21 protein-coding genes, 1 pseudogene and 1 riboswitch are annotated in these 21,595 nt (G+C 39.6%); of the genes and pseudogenes, 15 read left to right on the plus strand and 7 right to left on the minus strand.

Annotated features, from left to right (window positions below):
* Positions 1-256 precede the first annotated feature (256 nt).
* The 4 genes from ACFYKT_RS07210 to ACFYKT_RS07225 form a co-directional block, all read right to left on the minus strand.
* Positions 257-1,021, minus strand: coding sequence for an SDR family NAD(P)-dependent oxidoreductase (locus ACFYKT_RS07210; RefSeq protein ID WP_389217555.1), 765 nt, complete (start codon positions 1,019-1,021; stop codon positions 257-259).
* 15 nt (positions 1,022-1,036) lie between these two features.
* On the minus strand, positions 1,037-2,209 hold the full coding sequence (locus ACFYKT_RS07215; protein ID WP_389217558.1) for an aminotransferase class I/II-fold pyridoxal phosphate-dependent enzyme: 1,173 nt from the start codon (positions 2,207-2,209) through the stop codon (positions 1,037-1,039).
* 43 nt (positions 2,210-2,252) lie between these two features.
* On the minus strand, positions 2,253-3,092 hold the full coding sequence (locus ACFYKT_RS07220) for a MetQ/NlpA family ABC transporter substrate-binding protein (protein WP_389217561.1): 840 nt from the start codon (positions 3,090-3,092) through the stop codon (positions 2,253-2,255).
* Between the two features lie 120 nt (positions 3,093-3,212).
* A complete protein-coding gene (locus tag ACFYKT_RS07225) occupies positions 3,213-4,316 on the minus strand; it encodes a 5-methyltetrahydropteroyltriglutamate--homocysteine S-methyltransferase (RefSeq protein ID WP_389217564.1) in 1,104 nt (367 codons plus the stop codon).
* A gap of 96 nt (positions 4,317-4,412) precedes the next feature.
* Positions 4,413-4,514: riboswitch (SAM riboswitch) on the minus strand.
* Positions 4,515-4,670: 156 nt separating this feature from the next.
* Here ACFYKT_RS07225 and ACFYKT_RS07230 point away from each other — a divergent pair.
* The 5 genes and pseudogenes from ACFYKT_RS07230 (at position 4,671) to ACFYKT_RS07250 (ending at position 7,832) form a co-directional block, all read left to right on the plus strand.
* Positions 4,671-4,844 (plus strand): hypothetical protein, encoded by a 174-nt coding sequence (locus tag ACFYKT_RS07230; RefSeq protein WP_389217567.1) that lies wholly within the window; start codon positions 4,671-4,673, stop codon positions 4,842-4,844.
* Positions 4,845-4,955: 111 nt separating this feature from the next.
* Positions 4,956-5,585 (plus strand): annotated as a pseudogene (locus tag ACFYKT_RS07235) (Rpn family recombination-promoting nuclease/putative transposase); the annotation flags it as partial.
* A 183-nt stretch (positions 5,586-5,768) separates the two neighbouring features.
* Positions 5,769-6,032 carry a hypothetical protein gene (locus ACFYKT_RS07240; protein ID WP_389217572.1) on the plus strand — a complete coding sequence of 88 codons (264 nt, stop codon included), beginning with the start codon at positions 5,769-5,771 and terminating at the stop codon, positions 6,030-6,032.
* 300 nt (positions 6,033-6,332) lie between these two features.
* Positions 6,333-6,776, plus strand: a complete 444-nt coding sequence (locus ACFYKT_RS07245; protein ID WP_389217575.1) for a MarR family winged helix-turn-helix transcriptional regulator — start codon at positions 6,333-6,335, stop codon at positions 6,774-6,776.
* Positions 6,777-7,832: a threonine aldolase family protein gene (locus ACFYKT_RS07250; RefSeq protein WP_389217578.1), complete on the plus strand. Its 1,056-nt coding sequence runs from the start codon at positions 6,777-6,779 to the stop codon at positions 7,830-7,832.
* 596 nt (positions 7,833-8,428) lie between these two features.
* Here ACFYKT_RS07250 and ACFYKT_RS07255 read toward each other — a convergent pair.
* Complete coding sequence (locus ACFYKT_RS07255) at positions 8,429-9,397, minus strand: sugar phosphate isomerase/epimerase family protein (protein ID WP_389217581.1); 969 nt, start codon at positions 9,395-9,397, stop codon at positions 8,429-8,431.
* A gap of 372 nt (positions 9,398-9,769) precedes the next feature.
* Here ACFYKT_RS07255 and ACFYKT_RS07260 point away from each other — a divergent pair, with 372 nt between their 5' ends.
* The 7 genes from ACFYKT_RS07260 (at position 9,770) to ACFYKT_RS07290 (ending at position 17,926) form a co-directional block, all read left to right on the plus strand.
* On the plus strand, positions 9,770-10,759 hold the full coding sequence (locus ACFYKT_RS07260) for a LacI family DNA-binding transcriptional regulator (RefSeq protein ID WP_389217584.1): 990 nt from the start codon (positions 9,770-9,772) through the stop codon (positions 10,757-10,759).
* Positions 10,760-10,775: 16 nt separating this feature from the next.
* Positions 10,776-11,783: a Gfo/Idh/MocA family protein gene (locus tag ACFYKT_RS07265; protein ID WP_389217587.1), complete on the plus strand. Its 1,008-nt coding sequence runs from the start codon at positions 10,776-10,778 to the stop codon at positions 11,781-11,783.
* A 364-nt stretch (positions 11,784-12,147) separates the two neighbouring features.
* Positions 12,148-12,954 (plus strand): sugar phosphate isomerase/epimerase family protein, encoded by an 807-nt coding sequence (locus tag ACFYKT_RS07270; protein ID WP_389217589.1) that lies wholly within the window; start codon positions 12,148-12,150, stop codon positions 12,952-12,954.
* Positions 12,955-12,964: 10 nt separating this feature from the next.
* Positions 12,965-13,957: a Gfo/Idh/MocA family protein gene (locus tag ACFYKT_RS07275; RefSeq protein ID WP_389217592.1), complete on the plus strand. Its 993-nt coding sequence runs from the start codon at positions 12,965-12,967 to the stop codon at positions 13,955-13,957.
* Positions 13,958-14,096: 139 nt separating this feature from the next.
* Entirely contained in the window at positions 14,097-15,080 is a 984-nt protein-coding gene (locus ACFYKT_RS07280) for an ABC transporter substrate-binding protein (protein WP_389217595.1), read from the plus strand.
* A gap of 287 nt (positions 15,081-15,367) precedes the next feature.
* Positions 15,368-16,861: a sugar ABC transporter ATP-binding protein gene (locus tag ACFYKT_RS07285; RefSeq protein WP_389217598.1), complete on the plus strand. Its 1,494-nt coding sequence runs from the start codon at positions 15,368-15,370 to the stop codon at positions 16,859-16,861.
* 6 nt (positions 16,862-16,867) lie between these two features.
* A complete protein-coding gene (locus tag ACFYKT_RS07290) occupies positions 16,868-17,926 on the plus strand; it encodes an ABC transporter permease (protein WP_389218293.1) in 1,059 nt (352 codons plus the stop codon).
* A 116-nt stretch (positions 17,927-18,042) separates the two neighbouring features.
* On the opposite strand, the gene ACFYKT_RS07295 is transcribed toward ACFYKT_RS07290, so the two are convergent.
* Positions 18,043-18,414, minus strand: coding sequence for a VOC family protein (locus ACFYKT_RS07295; RefSeq protein WP_389217601.1), 372 nt, complete (start codon positions 18,412-18,414; stop codon positions 18,043-18,045).
* Positions 18,415-18,674: 260 nt separating this feature from the next.
* Between ACFYKT_RS07295 and ACFYKT_RS07300 the strand changes: the two genes are divergently transcribed.
* Positions 18,675-19,154 carry a hypothetical protein gene (locus ACFYKT_RS07300; protein WP_389217604.1) on the plus strand — a complete coding sequence of 160 codons (480 nt, stop codon included), beginning with the start codon at positions 18,675-18,677 and terminating at the stop codon, positions 19,152-19,154.
* A 137-nt stretch (positions 19,155-19,291) separates the two neighbouring features.
* On the opposite strand, the gene ACFYKT_RS07305 is transcribed toward ACFYKT_RS07300, so the two are convergent.
* Positions 19,292-19,444 (minus strand): hypothetical protein, encoded by a 153-nt coding sequence (locus ACFYKT_RS07305; protein WP_389217607.1) that lies wholly within the window; start codon positions 19,442-19,444, stop codon positions 19,292-19,294.
* 470 nt (positions 19,445-19,914) lie between these two features.
* Here ACFYKT_RS07305 and ACFYKT_RS07310 point away from each other — a divergent pair, with 470 nt between their 5' ends.
* Both ACFYKT_RS07310 and ACFYKT_RS07315 read left to right on the plus strand, forming a co-directional pair.
* The gene (locus tag ACFYKT_RS07310) at positions 19,915-20,349 is read left to right on the plus strand and encodes a helix-turn-helix domain-containing protein (RefSeq protein WP_389217610.1); all 435 of its coding nucleotides are present in this window, start codon (positions 19,915-19,917) and stop codon (positions 20,347-20,349) included.
* A gap of 2 nt (positions 20,350-20,351) precedes the next feature.
* The gene (locus ACFYKT_RS07315; RefSeq protein WP_389217613.1) at positions 20,352-21,524 is read left to right on the plus strand and encodes a macrolide family glycosyltransferase; all 1,173 of its coding nucleotides are present in this window, start codon (positions 20,352-20,354) and stop codon (positions 21,522-21,524) included.
* Positions 21,525-21,595 lie beyond the last annotated feature (71 nt).

The following is a 21,595-nucleotide window of genomic DNA, read 5'->3' on the forward strand; positions in this document are numbered from 1 at the left end:
CGACAAGCATCTCAAAATATATTTAATCTAATTACTTATGTAGGGAGAGTATTCTTGCATTCTGAAATGTTGACATTAAACCATACATATGGATGGAATCAACAGAAAAAGCACCTCGATAAGATTGATAGGTACCAAACTTATCGAGGTGCTGTTTAATGAAGAAGAGCTGTATTGCTGCTGGATGCTGTATTCTTAGCTTGGGAGTTAGAAAATAGCCTTTTTTCCAGTCTTCGAACGACTCGATACCTCTCCATCAATGCATCGTCATCCCCCCACTCACATTAACCCCCTGCCCAGTCATATAATCAGAGTATCTAGAAGCCAAAAACACAACAACATTTGCCACATCCTGTGGTTCAGCCGTCCTGCCCAACGGAACCTGAGAGTAATCCTCCTGTCTAATCAGCTCCGCAGTAAGATCCCTCAATTCACCGCCTAGTACTCTTTCATGACGCTTCATATCGGTTTCCACAATCCCGGGGCAAACCGCATTCACATTAATTCCATCCTGAGCGAGTTCGATGGCCATCGTTTTTGTAAAGCCTAAAACGGCATGCTTAGAAGCCACATAGCTTCCCATCAATCGGTAGCCATTTTTCCCAGCTTGAGAAGAAATATTGATGATTTTTCCGCCTTGTCCTTGGTCTTTCAGAATTCTTGCGACTGCTTTACTGAACAAGTACACGCCTTTAGCGTTCACATCCATCACAAGGTCCCAGTCTTCTTCTTTAATATCGATGGCATAATCCATAGTGGAAATCCCAGCGTTATTTACTAAAATATCTAAACGGCCAAAGTGGTTCACGACTGTTTGCACCGTTTCTTCCACTTGCTCGCTTTTTGTTACGTCGGTTTGGATATACAAAAGCTTTTCATTTGAATGGTCTAGCTTTATTTCTCGATCAGCTACCGCTACTTTCGCTCCACACTCCAAAAAGGCGTCAACAATGGCTTTGCCGATTCCTTGTACACCGCCTGTGACAATCGCTACTTTTCCTGTTAAATCCATACAATACATGTTCGCTTCCTCCGATTATTGAAAAATCTTTAGCTTTGCCATTCTTTCAACCGCCTCGAGCAATCTTTCTTCACTGTTCGCCAGACTGATACGGATATAGGAAGAACCATATTCGCCAAAGCCTTCGCCTGGGGCAACAGCTATATGGGCTTCATTAAAGAGGAGCTCGGCGAATGTTCTTGATGTAAATCCAGTAGGTACTTGAAACCAAGCAAAAAACGTCCCTTGAGGAGAGGGAACATCCCAGCCAATGTTCTGAAGTGCATGTACTAGGGTGTTTCTGCGAGTTTCATATAATTCCCTCAGCCTTTTCACATTGTCCTGTGGACCGAGGAGGGCAGTAATGGCCGCATCCTGAATCGCTCCAAAGACCGTGCTATAAGAATGGGAATGGAATTTTTTAAACGCAGCAATGATAGAGGCATTCCCAACCGCAAACCCGAAGCGCCAGCCAGCCATATTAAAGGTTTTAGATGCGCTATATGTTTCAATCCCATATTCTTTGCCACCTGGGACCTGCAGCAAACTAATTGGCTTCTGTTTATCAAATCCAAAAGCGCCATAGGCGAAATCATGTAAAATCGGAAACTGATATTTTTCGGCAAAAGCAATGCTCTTTTTAAAAAATTCAGGTGTTGCGAGTGCACCAGTCGGATTGTTCGGGTAATTTAAGATTAATAGCTTGACCTTTTCGGCAATTTCTTCGGGCACAGCCTTGTAATCTGGCAAAAAGCCATCCCGTTCATGAACGGGGATGGCGAGGTAATTTGCTTTGGCAAGTGTAGCTGCAACCTTGTATGCAGGATAGGCTGGATCGGTCGCAAGCAGAAAGTCTCCCGGATTAAGAATGGACTGGGGAATCCCAGTAATTCCAACACCAGAGCCTTGAAAAACAAGGATCTCCGTTTCAGGATCTAATTCTACCTCATATTCCCGCTTATAAAAGGTAGCAATAGCTTCCCTTATGCCTTTTTTTCCATAAAAGGAGGGGTACCCTTGATTTTCCTTATCGGCTACCGCTTTTTTCAATGTACTTACGATCTCTTCAGAAGTGGGCTGGTCAGGATGTCCATTCGCTAAATTGATGACATCGATCCCTTTGCGCTGATAAGCGGCAACTTTTTCATGTAAGGAACTAAAATAATGATTAGGCAGTTGTTCAACTAGTGTGGATGCTTTAAAATTCACTGGGGAAAGACTCCTCTCAACGTTAAACGTTTATCGAATTCAATTATTCATTAAAATAATCTGGTAATTGGTATCCTTCATAATCTGGATTTGAAAGGATATAATCTTTAAAATCCTGTGAATGATAGGCATCAATCATGTCTTTCACAAAAGGTTTATCCACGTTTTTTTTATCCACTGCAACAATGACGATATTTTGATCTGTCATGTTTTCTAAGGCAAGCGCTTCAGTTAGCTTCATATGATTGGATACAGCGAAATTCCCTTGAATGGCAGCGAAATCAACATCCTCGAGTGCACGTGGTCCTTGTGCCGGGTCAGTCAAAATAAAATCTAACTGATGGGGATTGGATTCAATATCAAATATGGTCGCTTGTAAAGGATCGATATTATCTTTGATGGTAATCCATCCGATATCCTGCAAAAGCGTTAAAGCGCGAAGTAAATTTGGCGGCTCATTAGGGACGTTAACTTGTGCCCCTTCAGTTACTTCATCTAAACTGTTATGTTTTTGAGAATAGAGCCCCATTGGCGGTGTTGGAACTTGAACGGCACCGGTCAAATTAAGCTTTTCTCTCTTATTGATGGAATCAAGATAGAAGGAATGCTGGTGCGCGTTTGCATCAAGCTCTCCATTTGCAACCGCAATATTCGGCTGAATTCCATCTGTAAATTCCGTGTACTCAATGGTGTATCCTTTTTCCTCAAGGGAGGGGGCAACCCCTTTTATAAATTGGTCATTATAAGGACCAGGGTTAAAACTAATGCGTATTGTTTTATCTGAATCAGATGCGGCTCCTGACGACTCTTTGCTACTGCAGCCTGCAATCAAAAGAGATGCGATTGTAAGAACCACGACTGACCTCAACCACTTTTTATTCATCCAATAAATCCTCCCGTTAGAAAACAAAATTCATTATTCATGTATGATTACTCGGTTTTGTTTTTAAAAAAATAATAAAAGGAAAGCGAACACCATCTAAATGGTGTTCACTCCACATTCTTATCCCCAAATCTCTTTCGAAATATCAACAATATACTTCAGTTTCTCCCATTGCTCTTCTTCACTTAAAATATTGCCATGGTGAGTGGAGGCAAAGCCACATTGTGGGCTGATGCATAAATTCTCAAGTGGCACATACTGAGACGCTTCTTTCACACGTGCAATAATGTTTTCCTTCGCTTCTAATTCGCCACGCTTGGATGTAAACACGCCAAGAACAACCTGAGGGCCATCATTTGGAATATATTCTAATGGCGTGAAATCGCCTGAACGGTCATCATCATATTCAAGGAAAAAACCGTTCACTTTCTCTTTCGCAAACAGGACCGGAGCAATTTTGGCATAGCTGCCTTCAAAGGCCCAATTCGAACGATAGTTGCCCCGGCAAAGATGAGTCGTAATGATTAAATCCTCTGGTTTATCCTCAAGCACACCATTTACAACCTTCAATGCCAATTCAATTAATTCCTCGCGAGTCGCACCGCTATCATTAAAAGGAATGTCAGGCGCATTCAGACCAGCTATGTAAACATCATCTAGCTGCAAGTATCGACAACCAGCCTCATAAAAAGCGTTGATGGCCTCACGATAGGTTTGAATCACATCATTTGCATATTCTTCAATGTTCGGATAGATTTCCTTATCGCGAATCCCAGCATTAAATAATTGATTCGGACTTGGAATCGTTTGTTTAGCAACAGCACGATCGCCAACAATTTCTTTAAATTCAACAAAGTCTTTAATATGCGGATGGTCCTGGTTAAAAGAAATTTTTCCAACGACACGCACATCATATCGTTCCGTTTCTTCGCCTTTAAATTTAAAACCGTGTTCAGGCACATACCCTTCGACCCCATGTAAGTGCTCAAGGAAATCAGTATGCCAGAATCTGCGACGGAACTCCCCATCTGTCACCGCTTGTAAGCCCACTTCAATTTGCTTATCCACTACTTTTTTGATTTCTTCTGTTTCAATTTCGTGAAGCTCCCCCGCAGTTAGTGTTCCTGCTTGGAAATCCTTTCTTGCTTGATGAATTCTTTCTGGGCGTAACAAACTTCCTACATGATCTGCACGAAATGGAGCCTTTACTAATGTTTTTGTCATTTGAATCTTCTCCCTACTTTTTATATTTTTTTAATACAAAAAACCCTCTTCATAAAAATAAGAAGAGGGCTGATTACATACATAAATGTTCCGCTCTTCTTATCTTGTAGCATTTCGCTACTGGAATTGGCACAGTACTTAAAAAAGTCCGCTGCCGAGGCTTCAAAGGGCCAGTCCCTCCACCTCTCTGGATAAGAAAATTTGAAAATATTAAATTATTAATCAATTTACACTTAAAAAGACGTTTTGTCAATTTAATTTTTAAAAAAATTACGGTTTATAATTCATAGCAGGAATTCTAAAATATTTGTCGAAATGGGCATAATAAATAAAAAAAGAAATGGGGTGAATAAAATGGAGAAAGGATACAATGGGGAATTTGAATTGGAAGGAAAAGAAAAAGAAAAGTGGGAACGCCATTTAATGTTAACAGAGCTTTATATAAAAGGAGTTGAAATAGAAAAAATCGCCAAAATAGCTGGTTTAACGAAAGAAGAGGTGGATGAACATTTCCCTCGAATCTACTAAAATGTTACCCTTGTCCTCGTATTACATGCTCTCATTAACCCATTTAAATTCTTTCATAAAAATCAACCTCAAATGATTCTATTAAATATTTCCCCGAAAGGAAGATCCCTCATGACCAAGGAATACCTCGATTTAAAAATGGACTTTATGTTCAAGCAATTATTTGGAGATCCTAAGAGAAAAAACATTACCATTGCATTCCTAAATGATTTACTTCACAGAAAAGGTACAGAACGAATTGTTGACGTACAATACGAAAATACGGAATTGATCAAAGAAGAACTAGATGGAAAAACAAGTAGATTGGATATATTGGTATTTACCTCTGCTAGTGAAAGAATTAATGTGGAAATACAATTAGCGAATCAACATGATATGCCAGAACGTGTCCTTTATTATTGGTCAAGATTATTTTCAGCCTCTCTAGCAGCTGGAGAAAATTATCGAAATTTGCCTCCAACCATTATGATCAGTATCCTAAACTACCCACTATTCCCACATGAAACTGACAGCTTCCACAATGTGTTTCATCTTAGAGAAGACACAGAACATTTTCTGTGGAGTCCCCATATAGAATTCCATGCCTTTGATCTTTCACAGTTTATGGTAAAATGGAGGAAATATAGACGTGAGATAAAAAATAATCCACCACCTGAACTACCGTGGTTAATGATGTTAACAGCCGCTGATTATGAAAAGAAAACCGGTGATACTGGAATTTTTCACTATCTATCAAATTATACATTTGGATGTTGTGGCTACCTTTTCAATAGGTTTCTGCGTTCAGCTCCAGCGCCTACCCCCTCGAGGTCACAAGCCAATCCTCCCAGAAAGGTAAAGGACACCTTTCCGTGAGGCTTGTCTTGTGCTTGTCGGGGGTGATCAAGGCGCTTGCGCATTAGTTTTGAACTGGAGGAATTAGCGATGAATGAACAAGAAGTACGTGAAGCATTAATTGAATGGGAAAACCTGAGTGCCAATAAAGAAAATAAAGTGTTATATGAAGCCAGATTAAAATATTTACGTGACCAACTTTCGAACATTAGAGGGGAAAGGAGATTAGGGAGAGAGGAAGGGATGGCAAGTATCATCCAAAGAATGATAGAAAGGGGATTGCATGTCTCTGATATCGTTAATATAACTGGACTTAAAGAGGAAGAAGTGCAGGAGATACTGAGCGATAAATGAGAATGAAAGTTTTGGTTTGATATTTTTTGGAAGAAGGTGCCTACTCCAAATGGCAGTCATATACGTGGGAAATTCAAAACCGCATAATAAACATAAATTTTATACAACTAGAAAGATACAACTTACTGAACACATTAAATTTGCAAGAGAGATTAATAAGGTCTCTCTTTTTTTACGCCCAAATGTCGCTTTAGACGCTATTTTGCAAACTTTTCTAATCGGTTTTTTAAAAATGTTGACAAAGTCCACTAAAATAATTAAAGTTTTTGTTGACAGTGTCTACAAAAAAGGAGGGCTACAATGATCCTAAATGATCATGTCATAGCTGATATAAGGCAATTCAATCGATTTTATACGAATATCCTTGGCTTATTAGATAAGCATGTATTGAATACTGGCTATTCTTTTACAGAGGCAAGGGTCATTTTAGAGATTGGTTTCTTGGAACAATGTATCGCAAATAATTTAGTTGAAAATTTGGATATTGACCGCAGTTACATGAGTAGAATCATTGCCAAGCTTAGTAAAGATGGACTAATTAACAAGGAATTTTCGACGCTGGATAATAGAACGAGTCTGATTCGATTGACACCTAAAGGAATCGCTTTATTTAATCAACTAAATGAAAAATCGGATGAACAAATAGTGAAATTACTGCAAGGCTTGTCACAAAAAGAAATTATAGAAATACATACGTCTATGTTATTGATTCAGAAGAAATTAGATAAGTTGGAGGGACTATAAATGATACGTTTTGAAAATGATTATGCAGAAGGTACGCATCCGCGCATTCTTAAACGGCTAATAGAAACCAATGAAGAGCAGACGCCTGGGTATGGGACAGATGAACATTGTGAAAATGCGAGAACGTATATTAGAAAAGCGTGTGATGCAGAGAATGCAGATGTTCACTTTTTAGTTGGAGGAACACAAACGAATATGACGATTATCTCTTCCATACTACGCCCGCATCAAGGGGCAGTTGCTGCAATTACGGGTCATATCGCTGCACACGAAACGGGAGCAATTGAAGCAACTGGCCATAAAGTGCTTACTTTGCTGAGTGAGGATGGAAAAATTCAAGCTGAACAGGTAAAAGAATTATATGAGGCTCATTGGAATGATGTCACTCATGAGCATATCGTTCAGCCAGGCTTGGTTTACATTTCTCACCCTTCCGAAAATGGAACAACTTACAGTAAATCCGAATTAGAGGAATTAAGCAAAGTTTGCCGGGAATGTGGTTTGCCGCTGTTTATGGATGGTGCACGATTAGGCTATGGCCTGGTTTCAAAAGACAGCGATTTATCTTTAGCAGATATCGCTAGACTTTGTGATGTGTTCTATATCGGTGGAACGAAAATAGGAGCAATGTTTGGAGAAGCAGTAGTCATTATGAATGATAGCCTAAAAAAAGACTTTCGGTATTTTATCAAGCAAAAGGGAGGATTACTGGCTAAGGGGAGATTGTTAGGGATCCAGTTTGAAACCTTGTTTGAAGATGGCTTATACTATGAAATTTCTAATCATGCAGTGGAAATGGCGATGATGATTCGAGAGGCATTTGTTGAAAAAGGCTTTTCATTAAAATATGATTCCAAAACAAATCAACAATTTCCTATTTTACCGAATGAAGTGTTAATGAAATTGGGCAAAAAGTATTCCTTTTCCATGTGGGAAAAAGTTGATGCTACCCAAAGTGTTGTGAGATTTTGTACAAGCTGGGCTACAAAAAAGGAAAATGTTGAACTGCTGATAGAGGATATTAAGAAATTAGAATATGGATGCGTGAATGGTTAAGCGTTTGGTTGTGTTTTATGATTAATTATCATACAAAGTAGCACTGAATTATACGCGAATCCATTTGCCAAAATAGATATGAAATAACATTGGAAAATTAATAAAGCAAAACTTCAATAAACCGCAAATACTGCCTTGGAACCGAAATTTTGCGGACTTACATTCCGTTATTACAGAAAAATCCTTTGATTATTAAGTTAAACGGACTCACGTTCCGCTATTAGTTATTTAGAAGATATATTTAAGTGATTTGAGTTAAATAAAGGAACTGGTGTCCGCAAAAGCGAGGATTTAGGCATGTTTTTGCAAAATAAGGGATTCTGTGTCCGTATAGTAAATGATTTTGAGAAAGAACAAACGAAAGCCGTTCGGATAATATGATTACAGCTCGTTTTTTATAGCTGTTATTAATAAAAACAAAAGTAAATTGCAAAAAAACGAAGCAACAATAAATTTCAAACAAATGATGCTCCTTATAAAGCTAAAAAGATGAAGAAACCGTTGTTAGGTTAGCCCTTCCAACGGTTTCTGTTATTTCAAAAGTGATCCAGCAAGATTGTATGGTATTTATTCAGAGCAACCCTAAATATACTGCATTAAACCCACCACATCCCCCCAACAGACTCCCTAACCATGACCGGCTTCAATGTCTGAACCGCCTTCGCAAACCCCTCTTCCACAGACATCAGTCCATCCTCATGCTCAATGCTAACCACATAATCATATCCATAAAGCCGAAGCGTACTAATCATATCCGCCCATACCTTTGAATCATGCCCAAATCCAACCGTTCGGAAGTACCAGGAGCGATTTTGCATGTCACTATATGGAGTCATATCAGTTAAGCCATTTCGGTTCGTATTCGGCTGATCAATAATTGTGTCCTTTGCATGGAAGTGGTGAATGGCATTTTTCCGCCCTAGTATTTTAATAGACTCCAATGGGTCAATGCCTTGCCACCACATATGACTTGGATCAAGGTTGGCGCCGATTGCTGGACCACATGCTTCTCTTAACTGTAACAGTGTGGCAGGGGTATGTACGGAGAACCCGCCATGCAATTCAAGACCAATTTTCACATTAAGCTGTTCAGCCAGTGCTGCTTTTTCCTTCCAATACGGAATGATTTTTTCTTCCCATTGCCATTTCAATATTTCTTGGTACTCATTTGGCCAAGGAGCTACAGGCCAGTTCGGGTATTTCGCGTCCTCATGATCACCGGGGCAGCCCGAAAATGTATTAACGACTGGCACACCAAGCTTACTAGCTAGTTGAAGTGTTTTCACAAAGACGGCATCCGCTTCCTCAGCCATTGCCTTTTGTGGATGGAGCGGATTTCCATGACAGCTAAGAGCACTGATTACCAATCCTCTGCTAGCAATCTTTTCTAAGAATTCTTTCTGCTTCCCTTCATCCGCAAACAATTCATCAACCTGACAATGAGCATCCCCAGGATACCCCCCCGTCCCCAACTCCACAGCCTCAATCCCCATCAAAGCAACATAATCAAGCATCTCATCCAAATTCTTATCAGCAAATAAAACAGTAAACACGCCCAATTTCATATAAACACCATCCTCTAAAAAAGATATTTGTAATCCGTTACATGCAACTATAAAAAGTAGATTAAATAAGTTATGTGTATAAAAGCTGCTGAAAAACTCGTTGATTGGAGCGGAGGGATGCGAGACTCCAGCGGGAGTAGTGGGACAGCTGAGACCCCACAGGCGCATGGCGCCGAGGAGGCTCAGCGCCCACCCCGCGGAAAGCGAGTATCCCGGAGCGGAAATCAACCTCTACAATCTAAGCTTTATTATAAAAACTGCAATATTTAACCCTATGTTCTAATATATTGATTAATAATTCAATACATTCTAAAATCATATTTGTAATCGATTACAAACTTCAGTCATAGAGTATGAAAGAGGGAAACGTTCATGGCCAATATCCAGCAGGTAGCTCAAAAAGCAGGTGTTTCCGTTGCAACCGTTTCAAGGGTGCTGAATCATGCGGCATCGGTAAGTCCGAAAACAAGACTTAAGGTTGAAAATGCGATTAAAGATCTAAATTATGAACCAAGCATGCTGGGGAGAAACCTGCGAAACTCTGAAAGTCGGCTTTTATTAGTGCTGCTCCCTAGTATTTCCAATCCGTTTTACACAGAAATTATCAACGGGATTCAAAATACGGCAATTGCCAACAGCTACAACATTCTACTTTGCGAGACAGATTCCAACCCGCAGCGAGAGAATATTTACTTCAATATGATCAAAAACAAATTGGCTGATGGCATCATTTCCATGGATCCGACAATCAATATGCAGAAGCTGAACGAATTAGCGGAGAGCTACCCGGTTATCCTTTGCAGTGAGTATGAGGAAGGCGGATGCATTCCATATGTGACCATTGATAGTGAGCTGGCTGCCTATCAAGCCGTTAAGCATCTGATTAAATTAGGCAATGATAAAATAGCGCTCATTAATTCGGATGAAAAGTTTTTATATGCCAGACAGCGCAGGAGCGGGTATGAAAGAGCTTTAAAGGAATTTGCTCTTCCAATCCGAGAAGAATGGGTTTATCACACAAAAGATCTGGAATTTCAAAACGGTGTTCAAGCAATGCGAATGCTGCTTGAGCAAGAAGAGAAGCCAACTGCTATCTTTGCTGTTTCCGATACATTAGCTATTGGCGCTTTAAAGGGAATCAATGGAAGCGGACTACATGTACCGAACGATCTGGCCATTGTTGGCTTTGATAATATTAGTTTTTCAAACATGACGAATCCTACATTAACAACTGTTTCCCAGCCGATGTACAAAATGGGCTGTACCGCAGCAAACATGCTGATGATGAGTATTAAGGGGGAGCAGGTGGAAAGCGTTGTGCTTGATCACGATTTAATCATTCGCGAGTCAACAATGGGGTAAAAGGAGGTTTAAATAATTGGGAATAAAAGTAGGAATCATCGGCTGCGGTTCGATTGCTAAATTCCGTCATGCACCAGAATATAAAGCTAATCCAAATGTAGATGAAATTGTCTTCTATGATCGGAATGTGGAGAGAGCGAAGAGCTTAGCGCTGGAATTTGGCGGCCGTGTTGTAGAAACAGTGGAAGAGCTATTCAATGATCCAACGATTACAGCAATCAGTGACTGCTCCTCCAATGAAGCTCATCACATCCATACTTCGAATGCGCTGTTAAGCGGTAAGCATGTTTTATGTGAAAAGCCAATAGCAATTAATGTGCAGTTTGCTGAAGAAATGCTCGAAGCCGAACGAAAATCAGGAAAAAAACTAATGATTGATCATAATCAGCGCTTTACAAAGGCGCACCAAAAAGCAAAGGAAATTCTTGATAAGAAAGAACTTGGCGAAATATTAACCTTTAAAACGTCCTTTGGTCATCAAGGTCCAGAAAGCTGGGGAGTAGACAAATCGAATGCCACCTGGTTTTTCAAAAAAGACCGTTCCTACTCAGGAGTTGCAGGCGATCTCGGCATCCATAAAATCGATTTAATCCATTACTTATTAGATGATGAAATCGATGAGGTGCATGCGTTTCATGGAGCGCTTGACAAGGTGGATGAAAATGGTGATTCAATCCAGGTTTGCGACAATGTTGTCGCCGCATTAAAGACAAAAAAAGGCCGCTTAGGAACAGCATCCTTTTCATGGACCTATTACGGGGCAGAAGACAATTCAACAACAATCTATTGCCAAGATGGGATACTCAAAATCTATCAAGACCCAGAAGCCCAGCTTATTATCGAAAAAAAAGACGGCACCGTCATCAAATATGAACTAGAGCCTATTCAAACAAATAATAACCAAACAAACACCGGAGTCATCGATGCCTTTATCAATTGCATCATCAATGACCAAGAGCCCCCAGTTACTGGAAAGCAAGCACTTGCATGTCTGAAGGTAATTGATAAAATACTAGGCTTGTAGTACCAGATGCTAAAAAAACAAGATTGATGTAGTAAATAACTAGTGAAACTACAAAATAGATTAGTTGATTGGAGCGGAAGGTAGCGAGACTCCTGCGGGAAGAGTGGGACAGCTGAGACCCCACAGGCGCTCGCGCCGAGGAGGCTCAGCGCCCACCCCGCGGAAAGCGAGCTGCCTGAAGCGCAAATCAACCTCTACCAACAAAATATTATTTACCAAATCTACTTTAGAAAAAAAGTAATATTTTCATACTAAATATGTAATGGATTACATATTTTTAACTAGGGCTCTTATCTTATTTTTACAAAAAGAGTACTTCTGTTTCAATGTAATCAATTACATAGCTGACAGGAGGGTTGGAAAAATGTTAAAGCAGCTTGCGATCAATTCAAATACGTATCACGGCTTCTCACTTGAAGAGGCAGTCAAAGGCGCAAGTCGAGCTGGATTCACACAAATCGAATTATCTGCTGTAAAAGACCATACTGCACATGTGTTGCCAGAAATGTCATCAGAACAGCTCAATGACGTGAAGGCATTGCTTCAGGAATATCAGATGAAATGTGTAGGAATTGGCGCACACAGTAATGTCATGAAAACGGAAGGAATCGCTAATCTATTGCGGAGCATCGATTTAGCAGTTGCCTTTAATTGTCCGTATATCATCACAGCAACAGGTGATTCGCATCATGATTCAGATGTGATTGAGGACGAAAAATTATTGGCCAAGAATTTAGAACCTATCATTCAGAAGTGTGAGAGATTAAATAAAATCCTTGTATTAGAAACTCATGGAAATAATTATGCGACAGGTGTTGCATTGAAGCAACTGGCTACCTCACTGAATAACCGTGTCAAAATTAATTATGATACAGCAAATGTGATTTTTTACGGGAATGTTTTGCCGTATGAGGATTTAGAGGCTTCTGCTGACTGCGTGGAATTTATTCATCTCAAGGATAAGCTAGGCTCTAATAATGAATGGAACTTCCCAGCAATCGGAGATGGAGATTTAGATTTCCACAAAGTATTTAACATATTAAAAAATGCAAATTACAGGGGACCCATTAGTGTTGAAATTGAATTTACCCCAACTGGACCAGCAAATTTAGAAGAAGTGAACGACGCGGTTAAAAGGTCTTATCGCTATCTTTCGAGCATATTAGAGTAAGGAGGACAAAATGAAGAATATTGGCCTCGTTGGTTTGGGGTTTATCGGAAAAATGCACCTAAAAGCCTATCATTCGATTGAAAATTGTCAGGTTACGGCCATCTGTACGAGGAGTGAAGTAGGGGACGAAGTGATCACAGACCTATTTCATGGGAACTTTGTTTCTGAATATGATGAGTTATTGCATAGTGAAGATATCGATATTATTGATATTTGTTTACCTACTTATTTGCATGAAGAGTATATTATCAAGGCGGCAAGAGCAAAGAAGCATATTATTTGCGAGAAACCGTTAACCTTATCTCTCGAATCCGCGAAACGTATTTTTAAAGAAGTTCAAGAGAATGGCGTAAGATTATTTGTCGGCCATGTGCTCCGCTTTTGGCCAGAATATAAGCTGATCAAAGCCTATAGTGAATCTGATCAATTAAAGGATATCGAAATTGTTCATGCGCAGCGACTAGGCCAGGCTCCAGCTTGGAGTGAATGGTTTCAGCATCCAGAAAAAAGCGGCGGTGCTTTGTTTGATCTTCATATTCATGATATTGATTTCGTTACTTATCTGCTCGGCGAAGCAGAAGCCGTGTATGCAGTAGGCACGAAAAATAAGCATGGGGCATGGGATCATCTGATGACGACCCTTTCTTTTAAAAATAGCAAGAAAGCATTTGTTGAAGCTTCTCATCGAATGCCAAATGGCTATCCATTTACGATGTCTTTCAGGGCACAAGCGGTCCAAGGTACATTGGAATACCATGTTGCGGCTGGAGAGAATATCGAGCAGATCGATAATCAACAGTTTGTTTACTACAATAATAAAACGAAATCCTCCATAGACATGGCTGATGGTGATACCTTTTATAATGAACTATCGTATTTTGTGCATTGCATTGAAATGAATCAGGAAAACAATGTCATTCCTCTAGAAGATGTATTTTATACGCTCAGGCTCTTGAAGGCGATTGAAGCATCGTTAGAAACAGGGGAGAAAATTTGGATTTAACATCTACTCATAATACACCCACATTCCCAGTAGAAATTCCTCTCCATTTTTCAGCACTTTCATGTAAGCGTTCTTACACTCTGTATGTTGGCTTTATTTCCATAGATAGCAAGATTAAAAATAAGGGGGAGCTAATTTTATGAAAAAGGCTTTTTATCTCTTTATGCTGCTTGTGTTGTGCTTGATTCCAGTCTTAAGTGCTTGTAACTCAGAAAAAACAAATGAAGGTGGCGGTACCGACTCAGAAGGTGATTCAGGGGATAAGAAGTATAAAGTTGGCATTCTGGCACCAGCTGTTACACATGGTTGGGTTGCGGCAGTTGCCTACCATGCAGAAGCACGTGCAAAAGAGCTTAACAGTGAAATTGATTATCAAATCCAAACAAGCACCAATGCAGAGGAAATGACTTCGCAATTAGATGATCTAATGACGTGGGGAGCAGAAGCCATAGTCGCCTTCCCGCAGTGGGAAGGGATGGAAGTACCGATTCAAAAAGCAATCGATGAAGGGATCAAGGTGGTCAATTTCGATATCGTCATTGATTCAGACGATGTTTATCGTGTAGCCGGTGACAATGAAGACATGGGAATTCAAGGTGCAAAATATATTGTAGACAAGATCGGCACAGAGGGAAATGTCGTCATTCTTGAAGTTCCATCATCAGGCTCTGTTTCTGAGCTTAGAGGGAAGGGCTTTACTGATACGATGAAGGAAATTGCCCCTAATATGGAGCTTCACACCTATGCCACCCAGTTTACACGAGAAGATGGCTTAAAGGACTTTGCTGATATTCTAACAAGCCTGAATAAAATCGACGCCGTCTACTCAATGGACGATGAAACATCGATCGGTGTCCTGCAAGCAATCAAAGAATCAGGCAGAACAGATATTAAAGTCGTAACAGGCGGAGGCGGCATGCAAGAGTACTTTAACATGATGCCAGAAAACGAAGACATCTGGATTCAATCTGCCCTTTACAGCCCAGCGATGGTAAAAGACGCAGTAGACGTCGCCCTTAAAGTGTTAAAAGGAGAGGGAGTAGACAAGGAAACAATCATCCCAACAACCATCGTAGACAGAGATAATTATGAAGAATTCATCGACGCTAACTCACCTTACTAAAAAATAAACTTTCAAAGAGAGGATATGGCACCTTGCTATAGCCTCTCTTTTCTAAGATTGTTATCTGAATCTATGTTGAGTAAGTAATGTTGAAAAATTTATTAGTTGATTGGAGCGGAAGGTGCGAGACTCCTGCGGGCGCAGTGGGACAGGTGAGACCCCGCAGACGCTTTAGCGTCGAGGAGGCTCACCGCCCACCCCGCGGAAAGCGAGTACCTGGAGCGCAAATCAACCTCTACCAAATTGAATTTAACAGCCTTTCTACTAATCTACCCGGATGTGATTCTATGATTGAAATGAGAAATATTAAGAAGTCCTTTGGAAACAATAATGTAATTAAGGACGTATCGTTCACGCTTAATGGCGGGGAAATCTGTGCACTATTAGGAGAAAATGGCGCAGGAAAATCAACATTAATGAACATTCTCGGCGGCGTCCACCAAATGGATTCCGGCTCTATCACAGTCAATGGCAAGGAAGTCCTATTCCATACCCCAAAACAATCCCAAGAAACGGGAATTGCCTTCATCCACCAAGAACTGAACTTAATCAACGACTTGCCCATCTACGAAAATATGTTTCTAGGAAGAGAGCTTAAAACAAAAAGAGGAAGTCTGGATTTAGAAAAAATGCAGGAAGAAACAGAAAAAATTTTTAAACAAATGAACGTCAATCTCCATCCAAGCACAATGGTTCGTGATCTAGATGCTTCCTATAAACAAATCATCGAAATCTGCCGTGCCATGATGACGAATGCCTCCTTCATTATTATGGATGAGCCGACCACCTCCTTAACCGATCAGGAAATCGAACGGGTTTTTAAGATGATGAAAACATTAAGTGACCACCAGGTTGGGATTATCTTTATCTCACATAAATTGAATGAAGTCATGCAGGTATGTGATCGCTATCTCGTGCTTCGAGATGGAAATCTTGTCGCTGAAGGTAATGTAAATGAAGTAAATACGAATGATCTGGCCCGTTTTATGGTTGGTCATGACGTGAGGACAGAGGCGTTAAACAGAGAGAAAAAGATAGGCAAAGAGATTTTACGTGTGGAGAATCTTACAACTAGCCATTTCTTCAGAAATATTAGCTTTACGATTAATGAAGGGGAAATTGTTGGCTTTACCGGTCTGCTTGGCGATGGACGCAGCGAACTCTTCCAATCTATTTTTGGAGCGGAAAAGCTTATTTCTGGAAAAATCTATCTAGGTGATAAAGAAGTAAAAATGATGAGTACCCAACAGGCGATTAAAGCGGGAATTGCGTATGTCCCTAGGAATCGCAAGGAAAATGCCATTATTAAGGATATGGATATTATCGAGAATGCCTCTATCGTAACATGGCCAGCTTTTTCAAAAAAGGGCACGATCAATAGGCAAATGCATAAGGAGATGTTTGAAGAACAGCGCAAAGCACTGCGAATAAAAATGGGTGAGCTGACGGACAGCATTACGAGCCTTTCAGGCGGAAATCAGCAAAAGGTGATCTTGGCGAAATGGCTGGTGGCAAAGCCAAAACTATTAATCTTGGACAATCCTACCCAAGGCGTGGATGTCGGAGCAAAGGAAGATATTTATGATATTATCTTGAAGCTTGCCGAAGAAGATATCGCCATTGTTGTGCTTTCAAGTGAAGCTAATGAAATTATTCGCATCTGCGACCGGGCTATTGTTATGTATCATGGTGTCATTCAAGGGGAGGTAGCAGGAGAAGAGATGAATGAGCATGCGATTATGAGGCTTGCTACGGGTGGACTTCTGAAAAAGGAGGGATAGACAGTGATGAAACCAAATCAGGATAATGCTGCATTAAAAAAGAAGCAAAGTTTTTTTCAATGGTTCAAATACAAATGGTTAAGTGATCCGCTTTTTAGCATTGCCATTGCACTCATCATCATGATTATTCTGCAAACGCTCGTCTTGGGCTTTGATTATGATTCATTTGGCAGCTGGTTTCAGGCCTGGACGAATAACTGGATCAACATCCTTCGAAATAATGCCGCAACAGCCATTGTTGCTTTAGGGATGACCTTTGTCATTATGACTGGAGGAATTGATTTAGCTGTCGGCTCTACACTTGTTGTCACCGGAGCCCTGTCCATGATGCTTCTTGATACTGGAACGAAAGGGTTCTTGCTAGCAGCTGGAATTTCAGGTGTTCCAGCATTTATCATTACCATTCTTGTCGTTTTGCTTTTCGGCTATTTATTAGGCTCTTTAATAGGAGTATCGATTACAAAAGGAAAAGTACCGCCATTCATTGCCACCTTGGGCGCGATGATGATCTTTCGAAGTGTCACACAGCATTTCATGCAAGGCTACAATCCGAAAGTGCCAGCGGAATTTTTACAAATTGCAAGCTTTAAAATTGGAAATTACATGATTATGCCCATTATCTATTGGGCAATCATTGCTTATATCCTTTACTATGTATCGAAAAGAACGCCATTTGGCAGGCAAATTATCGCGGTTGGCTCAAACGAACGAGCGGCCAAACTATCTGGCATCAATGTCGAAAAGGTAAAGCTGCGCGTCTATGCACTCATGGGCCTCCTTGTATCGATTGCGGCAATCATTCAGGTGTCTCGTATCGGTTCAATGGATTTCTCAAATGCAGGAAGAGGCATGGAAATGGATGCCATTGCTGCAGCCGTTGTCGGCGGAACCAATATGATGGGCGGAAGGGGATTCATCCTTGGAACGGTCTACGGAATGCTCATCATTGCTGTCATGAACAATCTCTTAAATTTATTTGGTGTACCACCTTTTTTGAGAGAAGCTTTTAAAGGTGTGATCGTTATTGCGGCGGTGCTTTTGCAGAGGAAGGAGAAGAGTTCGTGAGGGGGTTTACTAGGGCCGGCTTTTGAAGGAAAGCTGGCTATATTCAATAGAAAAATAGTGCCTGCCAACCGATTAGGTGACAGGCACTATTTATTTTTGTATGTAATTCCTCGTCCTTATCTATGCTGATCCACCAAAATCTGATTCCCATCCGGATCTTCAATTATAAAATGAGCTGGTCCTTCACTAGATTCAGCCGCTTCAGTCAGAATGTTTACTCCTTTTTCCTTCAGCTGCTTTTGAAGCTCGCGAATGTCTGTAAAGGATTCAAGGTTTTCCGCATTTTCATCCCATCCAGGATTAAAAGTCAGGATGTTTTTTTCAAACATTCCTTGGAATAGCCCGATTATGCAATTTTCATTCTTCATAATAAGCCAATTGTGTTCCATATTGCCCCCGAATACTTGAAATCCGAGGTTTTCGTAGAATGCTTTTGAGATCGTAATATCCTTAACGTTTAAACTGACAGAAAATGCGCCTAGTTTCATGGGTATCCCACCTTTTTATTAATGATTTAAATATTGAATTGCTTCATAGATTTAGTATAAATGAGTAGGTGTAAATACACAATATTTCCCATTTGATAAGAACGAATTCTGAGCTATTAGCACAAATCTTTCGTTTGGAAGAATGCGAATAAATAGGTGGAAAAAATATCTACTTTCATTCTAAAATACTGAATACGAATGATGCACTTGGATATTTTAATAAAGATAGGATGAATCAAAAGGTTAAGGTGGCAGCGGATATGGTTTCTAAAAGACATTTCGTATTTAATATTTGTATGGTTGTGATTCCTTGGTTGTCGTTAATATTCTTAGGGAAGCGTGATATTAAACGCTATTCGATTGCGGGGTTCGTCATTATCATATTTGAGATCATCAATCATAAGTTTGGGCAAAAACGTAATTGGTGGATGTTTTTCGATAAACGAAAATCATTTTTAACGAATGAACTTCCTTTTAGTATTGGTCCTTACATGCCTCTCTCCATGTGGTTACTTAAACTTTCGTATGGAAATTTTAAAAAGTTCCTGGGACTTAATGCAATCGCAGATGGACTTTTTGCTTTTCTCTTTATCAATCTTTTTAAGAAAATGAAAATAGTTGGTCTATATCGATTAAATAATTTTCAATTCTTCTTTTATCTATACTATAAAGCCTTTTTATTATACGGAGTGCAGTACTGGGTTGAGAAGAGAAAATGGTTTGGAGTCAAGGGATATTAGGTAGAGAGTTCAAAGAAAAGATTATGGTTGGTTTTTAGGAAAACAAAAAAGTGAAGCTATTTTGTGCTTCACTTCTACGGTTTAATGGTTATTGCATTAGTTCTGCTAGTCAATTGGAAATTATTTAATTTTAAGGATTAAAAAATATCAGCTACAAATGACTGGATGGATGCCGGTAATAGTTGAAAGAATAATCCTTCATATTTAATATCAAGTAGCCCAGCAATGAAAAAAATTAAGATGATTAATAACAATATAGTTCTCTTCTTTCTATTAACTATCGATTTCAAAATGTTTCCTCCCAAGTTGTTCTATATATTAGTCTTTCTTTATACTACAATCAATGACGTGTTCTCCTGCTTCTTCAACATTAACATAAAACACTTAAAGGTTCTTCTTTGGTATGAAGGCCAAAACATAGCCAGATAACAAAAAAACTGTCCTTCATCGAGTGTATGAAGGACAAAACATGGCCGAATAACAAAAAACTGTCCTTCATCGAGTGTATGAAGGACAAAACATGGCCGGATAACAAAAAAATGTCTTTCATCGAGTGTATGAAGGCCCAAACTTGATCGAGTAACGCAATAAATGTCCTTCATTCGAGTTTGATTATGAATTTCTCAATGAAGAATTAGATTAGAAATAAAGCAGAAAGATCACGATCCTCTGCCACAATTATTAACATAAAATGACGCAGTTTGTTGATAGACTTTATTCAATTCCCTATTTATATTTAAGTTATATAGGAGTTGAAGATATGATTGGTATGAATATTCGTATTTTGCGTAAGAGAAACAAAATGAGTCAAGAATTATTAGCTGAAAGGATCAATGTTTCGCGTCAGACCGTAGCCAAGTGGGAGAACGAGGAGGCATTGCCTGATATTCATAAATGCAAAATGTTAGCTGATATTTTTCAAGTAACATTGGATCAATTATCCGGCAGTTTGAGTGAAGAAGAGGTGCAGCATCTTGGTCCCAAGGGGAAACATTTTTTCGGTGTTGTGAAGGTAGGCGAGCGTGGACAGATTGTTATTCCAAAAGAGGCGCGAGAAATGTATCAGATTCAAGCGGGTGATAAGCTTGTTGTTTTGGGAGAGGATATGACTAAAGGAATTGCTATTTTAAAAAGTGAAAGTTTTTTAGAGTTTGCAGATTTGATCCGTAGAGCTGAATCGGAAGTGGAGGACTGAGAATGGGGAAAGTTGTATTCTTTTCAATCCCAGCACACGGTCATACAAATCCAACTCTCCCGGTCGTAGCTGAGCTAGTAAGTAGAGGGCATGAGGTATGGTACTACTCTTTTTTAGAATTTAAAGAAAAAATAGAAGACATGGGCGCTAAATTTCTTCCTTGTGATGAGTTCTTGCCGCCGATTTCTCAAGAGGATTTAGATCGCAAAGCAGGAAAAGATTTTGCGGCATTGATTGAAATGATTGTGGATACGACCATGGCCTTGGAAGAAAAGGCATGTATGGAATTGAGCGAATTTCAGCCGGATTGCATTGTGTCTGATTCCTTATGTGTTTGGGGGAAATTATTTGCTAAGAAATTAGGAATTCCATACATCTGTTCAACTACATCCTTCGCATTTAATCGCCATACGGCCAAGCTGATGAAACGCAGTATGAAGGAAATATTGAACATGATCATTGGAATGCCAAGAATTAATAAGAAATTACAGATGTTACGTTCCTATGGGTATGAGGTTGAGAGTTTGATCTCTTTAATTCAAAATGATAATGACACAGATACGATTGTGTATACATCAAGAAAGTTCCAACCGATGGCGGATACGTTTTCTGATAGATATGCCTTTGTTGGTCCCTCAGTCCGACAAACTCCTAAAATATCAAAAGAAAGACAAAGTAGACAATTGATTTATATTTCATTAGGAACGGTGCTTAATCAAAATAAGGATTTTTACCAAAATTGTATCCAAGCATTTGCTGATAGCCGTTATGAGATTATCATGTCGGTTGGTGAAAAAACAGTGATTGATTCACTTGGTCCTATCCCAGATAATTTTACTGTTCAACATAGAGTAGATCAGATGGCCGTATTGCAGAAGGCAGATGTATTTATTACCCATTGCGGTATGAATAGTGTGAATGAAAGTCTGTATTACGGAGTGCCGATGGTTTTGTATCCTTTGCATAGCGAACAACGAGCAGTGGCTGATCGTGTAGCTGAACTTGGTGCAGGAATCGAATTAAAAGGAAACAAGCCCAAGCATTTAGCAAAAGCGGTAGCAGATATACTGGCAGATCGAACGTATGTGGAAAATGCGAGAGAGCTCTCTGAAGACTCTAGAAATGCAGGTGGTGCTGTAAAAGCAGCGAATGTAATTTTGAATAAAATACAATAAAAAACAAGCACATTATCGCTAAAGTAATGTGCTTGTTTTTTTTATTATTTGATAATTCTGTATATAACATA

The sequence above is a fragment of the Cytobacillus mangrovibacter genome, assembly GCF_042865275.1.
Lineage (GTDB): Bacteria > Bacillota > Bacilli > Bacillales > Cytobacillaceae > Cytobacillus > Cytobacillus mangrovibacter.

Coding starts and splice junctions, on each gene's coding strand:
- ACFYKT_RS07210 (WP_389217555.1), bottom strand. CDS start 1,021: ATGTATTGTATGGATTTAACAGGAAAAGTAGCGATTGTCACAGGCGGT.
- ACFYKT_RS07220 (WP_389217561.1), bottom strand. CDS start 3,092: ATGAATAAAAAGTGGTTGAGGTCAGTCGTGGTTCTTACAATCGCATCT.
- ACFYKT_RS07225 (WP_389217564.1), bottom strand. CDS start 4,316: ATGACAAAAACATTAGTAAAGGCTCCATTTCGTGCAGATCATGTAGGA.
- ACFYKT_RS07230 (WP_389217567.1), top strand. CDS start 4,671: ATGGAGAAAGGATACAATGGGGAATTTGAATTGGAAGGAAAAGAAAAA.
- ACFYKT_RS07240 (WP_389217572.1), top strand. CDS start 5,769: ATGAATGAACAAGAAGTACGTGAAGCATTAATTGAATGGGAAAACCTG.
- ACFYKT_RS07245 (WP_389217575.1), top strand. CDS start 6,333: ATGATCCTAAATGATCATGTCATAGCTGATATAAGGCAATTCAATCGA.
- ACFYKT_RS07250 (WP_389217578.1), top strand. CDS start 6,777: ATGATACGTTTTGAAAATGATTATGCAGAAGGTACGCATCCGCGCATT.
- ACFYKT_RS07255 (WP_389217581.1), bottom strand. CDS start 9,397: ATGAAATTGGGCGTGTTTACTGTTTTATTTGCTGATAAGAATTTGGAT.
- ACFYKT_RS07260 (WP_389217584.1), top strand. CDS start 9,770: ATGGCCAATATCCAGCAGGTAGCTCAAAAAGCAGGTGTTTCCGTTGCA.
- ACFYKT_RS07270 (WP_389217589.1), top strand. CDS start 12,148: ATGTTAAAGCAGCTTGCGATCAATTCAAATACGTATCACGGCTTCTCA.
- ACFYKT_RS07275 (WP_389217592.1), top strand. CDS start 12,965: ATGAAGAATATTGGCCTCGTTGGTTTGGGGTTTATCGGAAAAATGCAC.
- ACFYKT_RS07280 (WP_389217595.1), top strand. CDS start 14,097: ATGAAAAAGGCTTTTTATCTCTTTATGCTGCTTGTGTTGTGCTTGATT.
- ACFYKT_RS07285 (WP_389217598.1), top strand. CDS start 15,368: ATGATTGAAATGAGAAATATTAAGAAGTCCTTTGGAAACAATAATGTA.
- ACFYKT_RS07290 (WP_389218293.1), top strand. CDS start 16,868: ATGAAACCAAATCAGGATAATGCTGCATTAAAAAAGAAGCAAAGTTTT.
- ACFYKT_RS07295 (WP_389217601.1), bottom strand. CDS start 18,414: ATGAAACTAGGCGCATTTTCTGTCAGTTTAAACGTTAAGGATATTACG.
- ACFYKT_RS07300 (WP_389217604.1), top strand. CDS start 18,675: ATGGTTTCTAAAAGACATTTCGTATTTAATATTTGTATGGTTGTGATT.
- ACFYKT_RS07310 (WP_389217610.1), top strand. CDS start 19,915: ATGATTGGTATGAATATTCGTATTTTGCGTAAGAGAAACAAAATGAGT.
- ACFYKT_RS07315 (WP_389217613.1), top strand. CDS start 20,352: ATGGGGAAAGTTGTATTCTTTTCAATCCCAGCACACGGTCATACAAAT.